General features: G+C 37.6%; 17 protein-coding genes. 3 read left to right on the top strand and 14 right to left on the bottom strand.

What is annotated here, in order from left to right; all coding sequences use genetic code 11:
• Positions 1-21 precede the first annotated feature (21 nt).
• Positions 22-567: a DUF1599 domain-containing protein gene (locus tag IM793_RS21750; protein ID WP_121287840.1), complete on the bottom strand. Its 546-nt coding sequence runs from the start codon at positions 565-567 to the stop codon at positions 22-24.
• 99 nt (positions 568-666) lie between these two features.
• Here IM793_RS21750 and folP point away from each other — a divergent pair, with 99 nt between their 5' ends.
• Both folP and cdaA read left to right on the top strand, forming a co-directional pair.
• Positions 667-1,518, top strand: coding sequence for a dihydropteroate synthase (gene folP, locus IM793_RS21755; RefSeq protein WP_193425025.1), 852 nt, complete (start codon positions 667-669; stop codon positions 1,516-1,518).
• Positions 1,519-1,622: 104 nt separating this feature from the next.
• Positions 1,623-2,414: a diadenylate cyclase CdaA gene (cdaA, locus tag IM793_RS21760; RefSeq protein WP_121287783.1), complete on the top strand. Its 792-nt coding sequence runs from the start codon at positions 1,623-1,625 to the stop codon at positions 2,412-2,414.
• A 392-nt stretch (positions 2,415-2,806) separates the two neighbouring features.
• Here cdaA and IM793_RS21765 read toward each other — a convergent pair whose 3' ends face one another.
• The 12 genes from IM793_RS21765 to recJ all read right to left on the bottom strand — a co-directional run bounded on the left by IM793_RS21765 (position 2,807) and on the right by recJ (position 11,405).
• On the bottom strand, positions 2,807-3,217 hold the full coding sequence (locus tag IM793_RS21765) for a BrxA/BrxB family bacilliredoxin (RefSeq protein ID WP_025145566.1): 411 nt from the start codon (positions 3,215-3,217) through the stop codon (positions 2,807-2,809).
• A 97-nt stretch (positions 3,218-3,314) separates the two neighbouring features.
• Complete coding sequence (locus tag IM793_RS24920; RefSeq protein ID WP_207908514.1) at positions 3,315-3,812, bottom strand: CCC motif membrane protein; 498 nt, start codon at positions 3,810-3,812, stop codon at positions 3,315-3,317.
• A gap of 8 nt (positions 3,813-3,820) precedes the next feature.
• On the bottom strand, positions 3,821-4,141 hold the full coding sequence (locus IM793_RS21775) for a DUF2752 domain-containing protein (RefSeq protein ID WP_193425027.1): 321 nt from the start codon (positions 4,139-4,141) through the stop codon (positions 3,821-3,823).
• Positions 4,125-4,553 (bottom strand): YkvA family protein, encoded by a 429-nt coding sequence (locus tag IM793_RS21780; RefSeq protein WP_132403581.1) that lies wholly within the window; start codon positions 4,551-4,553, stop codon positions 4,125-4,127. Before IM793_RS21780 ends, IM793_RS21775 begins: the two co-directional genes overlap by 17 nt.
• 17 nt (positions 4,554-4,570) lie before the next feature.
• Positions 4,571-5,455, bottom strand: a complete 885-nt coding sequence (locus IM793_RS21785; RefSeq protein WP_193425029.1) for a YARHG domain-containing protein — start codon at positions 5,453-5,455, stop codon at positions 4,571-4,573.
• A gap of 17 nt (positions 5,456-5,472) precedes the next feature.
• Positions 5,473-6,099, bottom strand: coding sequence for a DUF2306 domain-containing protein (locus tag IM793_RS21790; protein WP_227256343.1), 627 nt, complete (start codon positions 6,097-6,099; stop codon positions 5,473-5,475).
• Positions 6,100-6,507 (bottom strand): hypothetical protein, encoded by a 408-nt coding sequence (locus IM793_RS21795; protein ID WP_193425030.1) that lies wholly within the window; start codon positions 6,505-6,507, stop codon positions 6,100-6,102.
• Between the two features lie 12 nt (positions 6,508-6,519).
• Positions 6,520-6,927 carry a putative toxin-antitoxin system toxin component, PIN family gene (locus IM793_RS21800; protein ID WP_193425032.1) on the bottom strand — a complete coding sequence of 136 codons (408 nt, stop codon included), beginning with the start codon at positions 6,925-6,927 and terminating at the stop codon, positions 6,520-6,522.
• A 5-nt stretch (positions 6,928-6,932) separates the two neighbouring features.
• Positions 6,933-7,157, bottom strand: a complete 225-nt coding sequence (locus IM793_RS21805) for a hypothetical protein (RefSeq protein ID WP_227256344.1) — start codon at positions 7,155-7,157, stop codon at positions 6,933-6,935.
• A gap of 31 nt (positions 7,158-7,188) precedes the next feature.
• Positions 7,189-8,706, bottom strand: a complete 1,518-nt coding sequence (locus IM793_RS21810) for a GH3 auxin-responsive promoter family protein (protein WP_193425034.1) — start codon at positions 8,704-8,706, stop codon at positions 7,189-7,191.
• A gap of 168 nt (positions 8,707-8,874) precedes the next feature.
• A complete protein-coding gene (lptB, locus tag IM793_RS21815; protein WP_090502159.1) occupies positions 8,875-9,615 on the bottom strand; it encodes an LPS export ABC transporter ATP-binding protein in 741 nt (246 codons plus the stop codon).
• 89 nt (positions 9,616-9,704) lie between these two features.
• Entirely contained in the window at positions 9,705-11,405 is a 1,701-nt protein-coding gene (recJ, locus tag IM793_RS21820) for a single-stranded-DNA-specific exonuclease RecJ (protein ID WP_193425036.1), read from the bottom strand.
• Between the two features lie 347 nt (positions 11,406-11,752).
• On the opposite strand from recJ, the gene IM793_RS21825 reads away from it, so the two are divergent.
• Positions 11,753-12,520: an MBL fold metallo-hydrolase gene (locus IM793_RS21825; RefSeq protein WP_193425039.1), complete on the top strand. Its 768-nt coding sequence runs from the start codon at positions 11,753-11,755 to the stop codon at positions 12,518-12,520.
• A gap of 367 nt (positions 12,521-12,887) precedes the next feature.
• Here the strand turns inward: IM793_RS21825 and IM793_RS21830 are convergent, their stop codons facing one another.
• Positions 12,888-13,475 carry a YceI family protein gene (locus IM793_RS21830; protein ID WP_138820014.1) on the bottom strand — a complete coding sequence of 196 codons (588 nt, stop codon included), beginning with the start codon at positions 13,473-13,475 and terminating at the stop codon, positions 12,888-12,890.
• Positions 13,476-13,486 lie beyond the last annotated feature (11 nt).

Here is a 13,486-nt window from a genome sequence, read left to right on the forward strand (position 1 = left end):
TTTAAAGCCTTATAATGCTATTTATTTAACGCCGAGTTTGATCAGCGCGAAAACCGAATAGTTCAGCATATCCTGATAATTCGCGTTAACACCCTCTGAAGCCAGCGTTTGTCCTTCGTTATCTTCTATCTGTTTAACCCTAAATATTTTCATCAAAATCAGGTCGGTTAACGAGCTAATACGCATATCGCGCCAGGCCTCACCATAATCGTGGTTTTTGGCGAACATTAAATCTTTAGTTTCTGTTACCTTTTCTACAAACCTTTTTTCAACTTCATCATAGGGCATTTCATTGGGGTCGCTTTCGGTCAATTCCAGCTGCATCATGGCAATAACACAATAATTAATAATCCCAATGTATTCAGAAATCACACCCTCTCCCACCTTACTTACTTTTTTTTCTTCCAGGGTACGGATGCGTTGTGCTTTGATAAAAATCTGGTCAGTGATCGAACTTGGCCTTAAAATCCGCCAAGCAGTGCCGTAATCTTTAGTTTTTTTTAAAAATAATGATCTGCAAACTGCAATCACTTCATCAAACTCGGTAGAGGTATTTGTTTGTGTCAAAGCCAATAATTATTTAGTTTTTAGTGTATTTTTGTTCTGAAAAAACAAAAGCTAAAGATACATCTTTAAAGCGAAACCCAAATCCCGAAAGGGTTTATTATGGCAGAAAAAAACTTTTTTGAGCCCAAAAAAAGCTTAAATATTAAGGATAGAATGATCGATTTAAGCAGCCCAAAAGTGATGGGTATTTTAAATATAACCCCCGATTCTTTTTACGACAATAGCCGCACAAAATCAATAGACGAGGCTTTAATCAAAGCAGCCCGGTTTCTTGATGAAGGTGCCACATTTATTGATATAGGGGGATACTCATCGAGACCAGGCGCAAAGGACATTTCAATCAATGAAGAAATAGACCGTGTGGTGCCCGTGGTAGAAAGTTTGGTAAAAACATTTCCGGAAGCAGTCATTTCTATCGATACTTTCAGGGCAAAAGTTGCTGAGGAAACCATTTCGGCCGGTGCACATATCATCAATGACATTGCCGCTGGCGATATGGATGAGCAGATGTTTGAGACAGTAGCTAAGCTACAGGTACCTTACATGATGATGCACATGCAGGGTACTCCTCAAAATATGCATCAAAATCCGGTTTATAATAATGTATTGCTGGAAGTAATCGATTACCTGGCGAAAAAAGTTGCGGCACTTAAGGCCCTGCACGTCCATGATATAATCATAGATCCTGGTTTTGGCTTCGGAAAAACGACCGAACATAATTACGAGTTGCTCAGGCAGATGGAGGCCTTTAAAATATTCAAGCTGCCTATTTTAGTGGGCTTTTCACGTAAAGGAATGATTTATAAAACGCTTGGCACTTCGGCAGCAGAGGCCCTGAACGGAACTTCCGTACTTAATACCATTGCGCTGCAAAAAGGTGCAGGTATTTTAAGGGTACATGATGTTAAGGAAGCGGTAGAGTGTGTGCGGTTGGTGGAGAGGTTGGGTTGAGTGGTTAGCGTTTTTGTACATCTATAATATTTTATCTACAATTAACAGCTTTAAACAGTTAACCTATCTTGTAAACTGAAATCCGTTTTGCTATCTTGCCACTAATGAAAGGTTTTGATTTTGACTTCCTTAAAGTATCGCCAACTGATATCGTTGATATTATTTTGGTGGCCTTATTAATTTATTACGTTTATACCCTAATCCGCAATACACTAGCTGTTAACCTGCTTGTTGGAATGTTTATTATTACAGTTTTTTACTGGATAGTAAAGGCTTTACACATGGAGTTATTGACCGCAATCATAGAAAAGTTTATGAGCGTGGGGATTATTGCATTGATCGTAATTTTCCACCCGGAGATCAGGCGCTTCCTTTTACTGATCGGGAAAAATGCTTTTTTACAAAAAAACAAAGCGTGGTGGGGTTATTTATTTGGCCGGAAAGAAATTGAGAGGAATAATTTAACCCGGATAAAACCAATTATCGACGCCTGTAAAAGCATGAAGAAAACGCGTACAGGGGCATTAATCGTATTCGTTAAATTTTATGATGAACAATTTTTTGCCAATAGCTGCGAATTTGTTGACTCCAAAATATCGAAACGTTTGCTGGAAAGTATCTTCCAGAAAAACAGTCCACTGCATGATGGCGCTGTAGTGATCTCTGAAAACAGAATTAAAAGTGCCAGCTGTATTTTGCCTTTAACAGATAACGACCAGTTACCTTCCCAATTTGGATTAAGACACCGTGCAGGTATTGGTGTTTCGGAAACAACTGATGCTGTTGCGGTAATTATATCAGAAGAAACCGGAGAAATCTCATATGCCAAACAAGGAAGGGTAAGAATGAATGTTTCTTTCGGAGAACTGGAGAAATTGCTGAATAAGGATTTTTAAAAGCACAGATTAAGGTGATTTTTAGTGATTACACAGATTTTTACTTCTCTGTCCATTCTGATCCGACAGCTATCGGATGCAGTGAAGACCTTTATTTACTTAAATTTTCTCCAAGATTCCATAAAAAACTAAAGCCTTAGCGAGACGATAAGATTAGGTGAGTGTTGTCATTCTGAACGCAGTGAAGAATCTCTTACTGAACACACAGAACCTTAAACTATAATATAGATCTAATTATTTTCGCATATATCGTCTATTTAGATCCTTCATTGCATTCAGGATGACAAATTAACGAAACTCATAAATATAAAAAGGCGAATGTTTCCATTCACCTTTTCAATATAATTTTAAGAATCACCTATCGGTGTAAGCCAACAAGCTGTGATTAAATGTTAGCAATATTGTTCAAAAGCACCGATCAGGTTATCAGCAATCATCTGTGCTGGTCTTCCTTCAATCTGGTGGCGCTCGATCATATGAACCAATTTACCATCTTTAAACAAAGCCATTGCCGGAGATGATGGAGGAAAAGGCATCATGTAATTTCTAGCCTGATCTACCGCTTCTTTTTCCATACCTGCAAAAACGGTAACCAATTTATCAGGATGTTTTTCGTGTGCGGCTGCTGCGCGAGCTGCCGGACGCGCATTTGCTGCTGCGCAACCACAAACTGAGTTCACCACAACCAACACAGTTCCTTCGCCTTTAATAGCCTGATCTACGTCTGCTGCATTTTTTAACTCTTGAAAACCAACGTTAGTTAATTCCTTACGCATTGGCTCTACTAAATATTCTGGATACATTATCTTAGTTTTTATTTTACAATATCAATAGTACAAAAATAAGAAAATCGAATGGCATGCGCCATCCGATTTATATTTTTAAGGTAAAATTAATGATCTATTTCAAACCTTTGATAAAGTTATCAAACATTTGAGGATTAGTAATTGCTCCAGCTATCATTAATACAACGATCACGATAAATAACACACTTAAAATAGTCGCAATCATTCCACAGATTTTACCTGCTTTTGCATTTTTATATGATGATTCTGTGTATAAACCCGGGTTAAGCTGATATTTTTTCATATCACCAGCACCTAATATCCATGCAATTACACCAAATATCACTCCAAATATCCCGTAGAAACAACAAGCTGGGATCGCTAAAATACCCAATACGAGAGAAGCTGTAGCATTTGGTAAGTTCTGCTGACCAAAACCTCCCCCTCCAAACTGGCCAAACGGTGGTGGCTGCTGAAATGGCGGCGGTTGTTGGAAAGGTGGTGGCGTTGCAGGTCCCTGATCAAGTGGCTGAAAAGGGGCTGGTTCGGGATTTTGATTCTTTGAAAGATCTATAGGTCTATTTTCTTGAGGATTTTCCTGTTCTTCTGACATAGGTATATTTAGATAAATTGGTGAGTGTATATTTTGTAAATGTAATTGATTAAAATAATTACTGCAACCCCTGCAAAAACGATTTTTATTAGCTGTGCACCGAACTTAAAATCAACCTTAAGATGAACAATGGTAAATATCACTAAAAAAATGAGGGGAATTGTTGCAGAGTAAAACTTGAATGATGCGATTAAATCGCCACGAAATAATGCTAAAACTGAGCGTTGCAAGCCACAACCCGGACAATCGATCCCGAAATGGGTTTTAAACGGACAACTGAAAAGATGCTCGCCCAACCAGTCTAAAAAACTTTTATGTGGTTGAGCCATCTATATCTATTATTTTCCCCTGGGCATCTTTCCAGACTTTATATTTTTCCAGGTCTTTGAGCACCTGCCTGTACACCAGATTTAAGATATAGATGTCATCAATGAAACCTAAAACAGGTACAAAATCCGGAATTACATCAATAGGAGATAAGAAATAAATCAGACCTCCTAAAATGGCAATAATCGATCTTTTAGGGATTTCGGTATAATCGCCATTCACATAATCTTTAGATACCGCAAACAACAATACCAGTTTGGTCCAAACCCCTTCTAAATCACCTTTATTGGTTACCGCCTTGCCAAGTGCATCTTTAATCGTATTGCTGGCTTTGGTTTTATCACTTAAGATTACCGAGGCTTTGCTTTGCGATTTCTTAAAAAATCCGAGTATTTTATCCCTATTCAGTTTCATAATTAATACTTTACAAATTAACGGCCAAAAGCATCATAATTGTCTTCCGCATATTTGGTAAAGCGATCTAATAACTTGATATTTTTATTTTCTATCGACGTTAAATCATCATCAACGTTGTTTTTAACAGGGACATACCATTCTACAGGATCGAAAAAATTTCTAAAAGTTGGTTTTTTAAAGACGTAACCATGTCTGGCGAAAATGGTATTTTTAATAATCTGTAAGTCTAATTTCCTTAAATTCTTCACATCGTCTTCTTTAAGCAGATTGGTAGAAGCATTTAATTTAAAAATCTGATCGGAAGCACTTCTGTAAAAAGGATTAGCCTCGAGTGTATCTACTCTTCCATCTTCTGCTGTATCCACTCTTTTTATCATTTTATGCTCGCTCCAATCTACGTAGCTCGCTTCTGTGGGCAACATCAAACTTGCATTGTATTCGAATTTCTTTTTTAATAATTTAAATTCTTTTTCAGGCCATTTAAGCTCCTTATTATAGGCATTCCATTTGCCGATCAGGGTATCGCCAACCAGGGTAATTTCAAACTTTCCATCGTACTTATGGCTACCGGGTTCATCTAAAATAAAAGTGATTTTACTTCCATCTTCTGATAGTTTACCCAATAATGGCCGGCTGTTCCCCGCCACCACGCTCTGTGCAATTACGGTATCCTTAGTAATTTTTTTAATGTTAATGTTCAGTTTATCAAAAGAACCCTGCATATCGCCATCATATTCCAGCTCTTCTTTAGTGTAAAAATCACCAACCCAAAAACCATAAAGTTCTTTATGTATTTCCTGTTGGGCTACCGTAGTATTTTTTGTGGTATTGGTTTTCTTAGTATCTCTACAGGATAACATCAAAAAAGGGATCAGCGCGAATAATAAGATTTTTTTCATTTATGTTTTTTAATAGGTTAAAGAATTTTCTTTTTAATCAGCCATTCGGCGATCAATAAATTGGGGATCCAGCCGAGCCAGGCAATAATCTGATAAACATCCATCGGCGCCGGGTGGAATAAATATACTAAAATAACTTTCCACAACCTTAAAGTGATGGCTGAAGCTGCCAGGGCAAAACTGCGGTACATAAACTTTTTATGGACCGTTACTTTTCTTTTCAAGATAAGCAAAATGGCCTTCAATGTAAACCAGAACCATAAAACTCCCAAAATAACAAATGAAGTTTTAGCCATTAAGCCCCCATTTGCAAAACAGCCCATAAAAATGCCAGATGGTGCAGCAAGGAACAATACAAGACCAGCATATAAATAGCCTAACCATTTGTGTATCTTCGGATATCTGGATAAAATTTTAGGATTAAACTGCGTAAAACCAGCCAATAATACAAATATTGCACTGTAAACGTGCACATAAAATATAGGGAGATAAGCTTTGATATTTGATACTTCGGTTTGTTTAATTTGCAGAAAAGATACTTCACTACTCAGCGGAATGTAACGCAAAGTAATCTGCACCATCAGCATAAAAAAATAGGCAAAAAACAATAGCCAGGCTACCTGTTTATAGCTGATGCTTTTCATTTATTTTTGATTAAAGAGCCTCAATAACTTTTTATCGAAAGCGATTGCAATCAGTTTATTGTTTACTACATCTTCTTCGTAAAGCTGTTGCTTTTTGGGGTCAAATACAAACCTCGCAAGAATAGGCATCCTATCGGCATAACTTTCGTGAAGGTTAAAATTATAGGTTTTTGAGTATTCCTGCGATGGATCCGTTTTAGGGTTAGGGCTACTCTCGAGCATAATGCCGTAAGAAGTGCCACTGTTTTTAACAATCCTTTCGTACAAGCCTTTGGTAAGCTGTTTGCAGCGTGGGGAAGTTTCTACAATTTTATAGTCAACCTGTGCTTTGTAGCTTTCCTTTACCTGTGCTTTTGATTGGTATATTGATGACACAAGAATAAAAAGAAGAAATAGAATATTTTTCATGATTGAATAGCGTTATTCTTCGATTACAGATAAAAATTCATCAATTGTTAGCACATTAACTTTAGGAAATTCTATTTGCTTTAAGATTTTAAAGTGATGATCATTTGTTATAATATAATCAGCATTGCTACACACATAAGCATCAACATACTTATTATCATCTAAATCGGATAAAATTAGTTTCCACTCAAAATATATGTCAACTTTTTCTACATTCTTAAGATTTAGCAACAATTCTGCAACATTACTTGCTATGAGAAAATTTGTTTTTTGTTCTAAAATTTCGACGTATTCTGAAAGAACGTCGTTACTAATTACTGAGCGAAAATCTCCACTAATTAAGGCATCAAAAATAGGCCTATATTTTGATTTTTTAGGAATTGAGACAAGAAGTACATTAATATCTAGTACAACTTTCATTAATGTTATTTTTTTCTTAGATGTTCATTCTTCCAGGATTCAATTGTATTTTCGTCCCAATTTTTCTCATCCCAGAGTTTATCCATTTCATCCGATGCTGATTTTGCGAAATATTTGGTCAACATTTCTTTAATATCATTTAATTGATTATCGGGTAAATTATATTGAAATAATTTTAATAGCTCTAGCTGAACATTTGTCAATTTCCCTGTCGCTTCCATATTTTTCATTGTGAACTAAACAAATATAATCAATAATATTTTAAGAAGATTTCATCATATCCAGAATATCATCAACATATTTTCGCTCATTAGCTAAACGTGGTACTTTATGCTGTCCGCCTAGTTTATCTTTTGCTTTTAACCAATTATAGAAAGTATTTGCGGGGGCATTATGTACTTTAGGACGGGCCAGTGCCATATCCTTAAAGCGTTTGGCATCATAATCGGAGTTTACTTCGCGGAGTGTCTGATCCATAATATCAACGAACTTTTCAAAATCGCTTGGCTGTTTATCAAATTCGATGATCCATTCGTGCCCACCCGCTTTTTCATCTTTAAAATAAATTGGCCCAGCAGTATAATCTTTTATTTCGGCACCGGTTTCCTGGCAGGCCTTGGTTAAGGCCTGTTCTGCATTGTCTATAATCACTTCTTCGCCAAAAGCATTGATAAAGTGTTTGGTACGTCCTGTAATTTTAATGCGGTAGGGAGAAAGAGAAGTAAATTGAATGGTATCGCCGATCATGTAACGCCATAAGCCACCATTGGTAGAAATCACAATAGCGTAGTTTTTATGGAGTTCTACTTCGCCCAGTAACAGAGCCTTAGGATTCTCTTCTCCAATGTTTTCCATCGGAACAAATTCGTAGAAAATACCGTAATCCAGCATCAGCAACATTTCTTCTGAGTTATCTTGGTCCTGAATACCGAAAAATCCTTCGGACGCATTGTAAGTTTCCAGATAATACATGTCAGCGGACGGAATCAGCTGTTTAAACTGTTCACGATAAGGCGCGAAGTTTACTGCTCCGTGGATATATAATTCTAAATTCGGCCAAACCTCCAATAAATTCTGCTTTCCGGTAAGTTCCAGCACTTTTTTAGCCAATACGATGGTCCAGGTGGGTACGCCCGAAATACTGGTCACATTTTCATTGATGGTGGCTTCAGCCATCCTATCCATCTTGATTTCGTAATTGTCCATCAAAGCGATAGACATATCAGGCGTACGGTAATATTCAGCCCAAATTGGCAGGTTTTTAATCAGTACAGCCGATAAATCACCATAAAAACAATCTTCGTTTAACTGGTTCACCTGATGGCTGCCACCTAAAACCAAACCTTTTCCGGTAAACATCTGGTTATCCGGGCGGTTATTGCAATAAATGGATAGCATGTCTTTACCACCTTTAAAATGGCATTCTTCCAAAGATTCCGGAGAAACCGGGATAAATTTACTTCTATCACTCGTGGTACCTGATGATTTTGCAAACCACTTGACATCAGATGGCCATAGGATGTTCTGTTCGCCATTAAGCATGCGCTCAATGTAAGGCTTTAAGGTATCGTAGTTTTGAATCGGAACACGCTCCTGGTATTGTTGTGGAGTTAAGATTGATTTATAATCGTACAACTTGCCCCATTCGGTATTTTCGGCACTATCAATCAAATTATGGAACCACTCTTCCTGAACATCATGGGGATATTTCATAAAAAGTTCGATCTGGTGGATCCGCTTTTTCATTAACCAGGTAAAAATTGAATTTACAAATGCCATCTTTAAATGTTAGAATTAACTGGCATCATGTTGCCACAGATTTTCACATCTGCCCCTTGGTTTAACGGGGATAAACAGAGATTTTTATACACAGTAAAATTTTATAGCTTTTGGTTTAACGTCGCAAATAGGCAACACTCTAATTTAAATATTGTTTGTTGAATATTATTAAACATCAAATTTCTTACGTTTCAATACGAAATTCGATCCTAAATATACTTTTCTAACCATTTCGTTTTCAGCCAAAACTTCAGGAACACCTTGTTCTAAAATTTTCCCTTCAAAAAGCAAGTATGCCCTATCGGTAATCGACAGTGTTTCCTGTACGTTGTGATCGGTAATTAAAATTCCAATATTTTTATGTTTCAGTTTGGCAACAATACTTTGAATTTCTTCTACAGCAATTGGATCTACCCCTGCAAATGGTTCATCCAATAAAATAAAATTAGGATTTGCGGCCAGAGCACGGGCAATTTCCGTGCGACGGCGTTCACCTCCTGACAATAAATCTCCACGGTTTTTACGCACTTTGTGTAAACTAAACTCGTTGATCAGTTCTTCGAGTTTATCTCGCTGTTCTTCCTTCGTCAATTTACTCATTTCCAAGATGGCCAGGATATTATCTTCTACAGTAAGTTTTCTAAAAACAGATGCTTCCTGGGCTAAGTAACCGATTCCTTTTTGTGCCCTGCGGTACATCGGATCTTCGGTAATGTCTTCCTCTTCCAAGAAAATGCGGCCTTCATTTGGTTTGATCAAACCTACGATCATGTAAAAGGAAGTTGTTTTCCCTGCACCATTCGGACCTAAAAGGCCAACAATTTCCCCTTGACTTACGTTAAAGGAAACGTTGTTTACAACGGTACGCTGCTTGTATTTTTTAACCAGATTTTCGGCTTTTAAAATCATATATCTATCGATCCGTCATGCTGAATTTGATTCATCATCTAACTCAAGAGATCCTGAAATAAATTCAGGATGACGATTTATTTTATAAGTTAATTAACTTTTATTCCTTTAATATTTAACTGCAAACGCTTCTTATCTTTCCATACGTTTTCTTCTAACGTATAACAAACCGAAAAAGGTACTTTTGGTTGTAAAAGGTTTTGAAATTCGGCCAGCCCGAAAGCAATGCCTTCAAAAATAGGCGAATTTTGTTGTTTTATATTAATTTTTAAATGATTTTGGCCAACTGCCATGGCATGCTGTGCGAGATATACGTTATGGGTAACAAATATAGGTGCCATATTTTCTGGCCCGAATGGCCCCATCTGTGATAAAACCCTGTAAAACTTGCCATCTATCTGCGCCAGTTCAATTTCGGCGTCAATCCTGATCATTGGTGTAAGCAGCTCTTCTGTGATGCTTGCTGCCACAATTTCTTCAAACTTATCAGCAAAGGCATCTACATTGTGTTGTTGCATGGTTAAGCCTGCAGCAAATTTATGCCCGCCATACTGATCTAATAAATGAGCGCAACCACTTAAGGCCTCGTATAAATCAAAACCAACTACCGACCGGCAAGAACCTGCTACATGTCCGTTAGACTTTGTTAATACAATCGTTGGGCGATAGTACTTTTCAGTTAAACGCGAAGCTACAATCCCGATAACCCCTTTATGCCAGTTCTCGTTAAAAACGACAGTCGTTTTTTTGTTAATCAGGATATCACTCTCGCCAATTAAAGCCAAAGCCTCACGGGTAATGTCCTGATCGTAGGTTTTACGTTCGGTATTTTTAAGGTTGATGAGTTCGCTTTGCTCCAGTGAGTTACTATCTACCTGGCAGAGCAGCATGGCAACGGCATGTTTGGCATGGTCTATCCTGCCAGCGGCATTAATCCGCGGACCTAATGTAAAAACCACATCAGTAATGGTATAATTTTCCGTTTTGCCTGAAACTTCCATTAAGGCGCGTAAGCCTTCGCAAGGATTGGAGTTGAGTTTTTTCAGCCCATAATAAGCTAAAATTCTGTTCTCTCCCACTACTGGAACAATATCGGCCGCGATACTGACCATCACCAAATCTAAATATTGCAGATAGGTTTCTTTTGCTAGTTCATGCTTTTGCGCATAGGCCTGCGCCAGTTTAAAACCGATCCCACAGCCGGCAAGTTCTTTAAAAGGATATGGACAGTCTGAACGTTTAGGATCTAAAACGGCAATGGCCTGAGGGAGTTCATCTCCAGGTAAATGGTGATCGCAGATAATGAAATCGACGCCTAAAGTATTGGCATAATCAATTTTATCGATCGATTTTATTCCACAATCTAATGCTATAATTAACGAGAATCCATTTTCGCTAGCGTAGTCAATTCCAGCAGTAGAAATGCCATAACCTTCCAGGTAGCGATCGGGGATATAATATTCTATACTTTTAGTGAGCTGCGAAAAGAAACTGAAAGCCAGTGCAACCGAAGTGGTACCATCAACATCGTAATCGCCATAAATCAATATTTTTTCGTGGGTGGCTAATGCGGTTTCGATACGGGCGATAGCAACATCCATATCCTTCATTAAAAAAGGATCATGAAGGTGATCAAGATCTGGTCTAAAGAAATCTTTCGCCTGATCAAAATCACATATATTCCGCTGCACAAGTATCTGTGCAAGTGATCGGTCTATGTTAAGTTGCGCTGCTATTTTTGCTACTGTATCATCATTACAATCTGATGCCAGTACCCATCTTTTTTCCATTTATTCTGTCTCCGAACAGTAAATATACATTTTAATTGAATACGCTGGTCGTAAACTTTAATGGGCTATTGTACAAAGCATTTAAATACAAAAAGTTAGGTTTTACTTCGAAATCACTAAATTGTCCATTCCGCATTTACCATCCAGACCAATCGGCAAAGGTAGATCCATCCCGTTACAATACCTTTCTGCAAATGAGAATTGCGAATGGGAAATTATAATTCAGAGGTTCATGAGAGAAATTTAAATATGCTATTTTACAAAAAAAGGAAGTATCCAAGCTTTTACCAAAACAAATACTCAGGTTTAGATTGTTACCTTTGTATAAACATTAAAAGACTCATATTTTGCAAGTTCACACCCTCTTCGAAGGAACATATTCTGTTGATGCGTCAAAGAAATTTGTACCTTTCGACCCAGCTATTCATAGTTACAAAGACAGACCCGCTTCATTATTAATCAATGTTCAGCCTTTTTTGGTTGAACTGAAAAACGACCTTGTACTTTTCGATACGGGTTTAGGTTTTAGTGATGACCATGGTGAACTGATTTTACATAAAAATATCCGCAATGCAGGTTTCGATCCCACTGATGTAACCAAAGTTTTAATGTCGCACTTACATTATGATCACTCGGGCGGTATGATCCATAAACTTGGTAATGACAAGATTGAATTGAGTTTCCCTGATGCAGAATATGTTATTAACCGCGGTGAATGGGAAACGGCATTTAGCAGCACGTCTTCGTCTTACCATACCGATATTTTCGATTTCGTACAGCGTAACGCGCAATTAAAATTTGTGGAGAGCGATGGTGCTTTGGATGAAACCATTGCTTATGAATTTACTGGAGCGCACTGTCCAAACCACCAGGTTTTTCTTTTAACCGAAGGCAATCAAAAGGTATTTTTTGGTGGCGATGTTTTGCCTGAACCTGAAGAACTGGTTAAAAATTTTATTGCCAAATACGATTTCGACGGTCGCAAGGCAATGGAATTACGAAAAGAGTTTGGAAAAAGAGCCGCAGAAGAAAACTGGGAATGTTTGTTCTACCATGGTAAAAGCGCAGCAACTGGTTTTGTTGATGTTGTTGAGGGTGGGTTTAAGATTAGATAAGCCAACTCGTTTTTTACCGCAAAGCGCGCAGAGTTGCTTTTTTACCACAAAGGCTACTGAGAAAGGCACAAAGTACAGAGAGCTGGGTACTTATAGTTATAGAGTCTCTGTGTTCCTCTGTGTAAAACTCAATGCACTCGGTGGTAAAAACTTAGCGCCACTTCGCGTTTAAACAAAAAATAGCACCTTTTTTACCACAAAGGTCACAGAGGAAGGGCACAAAGTACACAGAGTTGGGTGCTTATAGCTATAGAGTCTCTGTGTTGCTCTGTGTAAAACTCAATGTACTCTGTGGTTAAAACTTTGCGGTTAAACAAAAAAAGCCCCGACAAATGTCGAGGCTTTCCTTTTTCCGAGACGGAAATAATTATTTTTTAGCTACCAATTTAACAGTCAATTCGAAGTTGTCATCAATTGCTTTGTCGCCAATGCTATCGAAGAATGATTTTGAACCGTATTTGATGTCATATTTAGTTCTGTCTACAATGATTTTACCAGCTAAAGCTGAAGCTGTTCCATCTGCATTTACCGTTACAGTTGCAGGGAAGCTTAATGGTTTAGTGATACCTTTGATGGTTAAATTACCTGATACGGTTACGTTAGCACCTGAACCAGCAACTTTAGTAATTACGAAAGTTGAAGTTGGGAATTTAGTTGTACCAAAGAAATCGTCTGCTTTTAAGTGACCTTCTAATTTCGCGCTGCCATCAGCATCTTTAATTGAAGTCATATCAATAACAAAAGTACCACCAGTTACACTTTTACCGTTAACGGCTAAGCTACCTGATTGTAAAGCTACTGTTCCATTGTGAGAACCTGTTACTTTTTTACCGATCCAGGTAATGGTCGATTTTGCTGCATCTACAGTATAAGTTACTGGTTTGGTTGGGTTTTTAAAGGCTGACAATGCTACTACTGCCACTAATAAAAAAATTGAGCTAATTTTTAATTTCATTTTCTGGTTTT

The organism is Pedobacter sp. MR2016-19, assembly GCF_014947265.1.
Classification (GTDB): Bacteria; Bacteroidota; Bacteroidia; order Sphingobacteriales; family Sphingobacteriaceae; genus Pedobacter.

What these genes read in the sequence shown, in the direction of transcription:
- folP (WP_193425025.1), top strand. Translation starts at nt 667, where the DNA reads ATGGCAGAAAAAAACTTTTTTGAGCCCAAAAAAAGCTTAAATATTAAG.
- cdaA (WP_121287783.1), top strand. Translation starts at nt 1,623, where the DNA reads ATGAAAGGTTTTGATTTTGACTTCCTTAAAGTATCGCCAACTGATATC.
- IM793_RS21765 (WP_025145566.1), bottom strand. Translation starts at nt 3,217, where the DNA reads ATGTATCCAGAATATTTAGTAGAGCCAATGCGTAAGGAATTAACTAAC.
- IM793_RS24920 (WP_207908514.1), bottom strand. Translation starts at nt 3,812, where the DNA reads ATGTCAGAAGAACAGGAAAATCCTCAAGAAAATAGACCTATAGATCTT.
- IM793_RS21775 (WP_193425027.1), bottom strand. Translation starts at nt 4,141, where the DNA reads ATGGCTCAACCACATAAAAGTTTTTTAGACTGGTTGGGCGAGCATCTT.
- IM793_RS21780 (WP_132403581.1), bottom strand. Translation starts at nt 4,553, where the DNA reads ATGAAACTGAATAGGGATAAAATACTCGGATTTTTTAAGAAATCGCAA.
- IM793_RS21785 (WP_193425029.1), bottom strand. Translation starts at nt 5,455, where the DNA reads ATGAAAAAAATCTTATTATTCGCGCTGATCCCTTTTTTGATGTTATCC.
- IM793_RS21790 (WP_227256343.1), bottom strand. Translation starts at nt 6,099, where the DNA reads ATGAAAAGCATCAGCTATAAACAGGTAGCCTGGCTATTGTTTTTTGCC.
- IM793_RS21795 (WP_193425030.1), bottom strand. Translation starts at nt 6,507, where the DNA reads ATGAAAAATATTCTATTTCTTCTTTTTATTCTTGTGTCATCAATATAC.
- IM793_RS21800 (WP_193425032.1), bottom strand. Translation starts at nt 6,927, where the DNA reads ATGAAAGTTGTACTAGATATTAATGTACTTCTTGTCTCAATTCCTAAA.
- IM793_RS21805 (WP_227256344.1), bottom strand. Translation starts at nt 7,157, where the DNA reads ATGAAAAATATGGAAGCGACAGGGAAATTGACAAATGTTCAGCTAGAG.
- IM793_RS21810 (WP_193425034.1), bottom strand. Translation starts at nt 8,706, where the DNA reads ATGGCATTTGTAAATTCAATTTTTACCTGGTTAATGAAAAAGCGGATC.
- lptB (WP_090502159.1), bottom strand. Translation starts at nt 9,615, where the DNA reads ATGATTTTAAAAGCCGAAAATCTGGTTAAAAAATACAAGCAGCGTACC.
- recJ (WP_193425036.1), bottom strand. Translation starts at nt 11,405, where the DNA reads ATGGAAAAAAGATGGGTACTGGCATCAGATTGTAATGATGATACAGTA.
- IM793_RS21830 (WP_138820014.1), bottom strand. Translation starts at nt 13,475, where the DNA reads ATGAAATTAAAAATTAGCTCAATTTTTTTATTAGTGGCAGTAGTAGCA.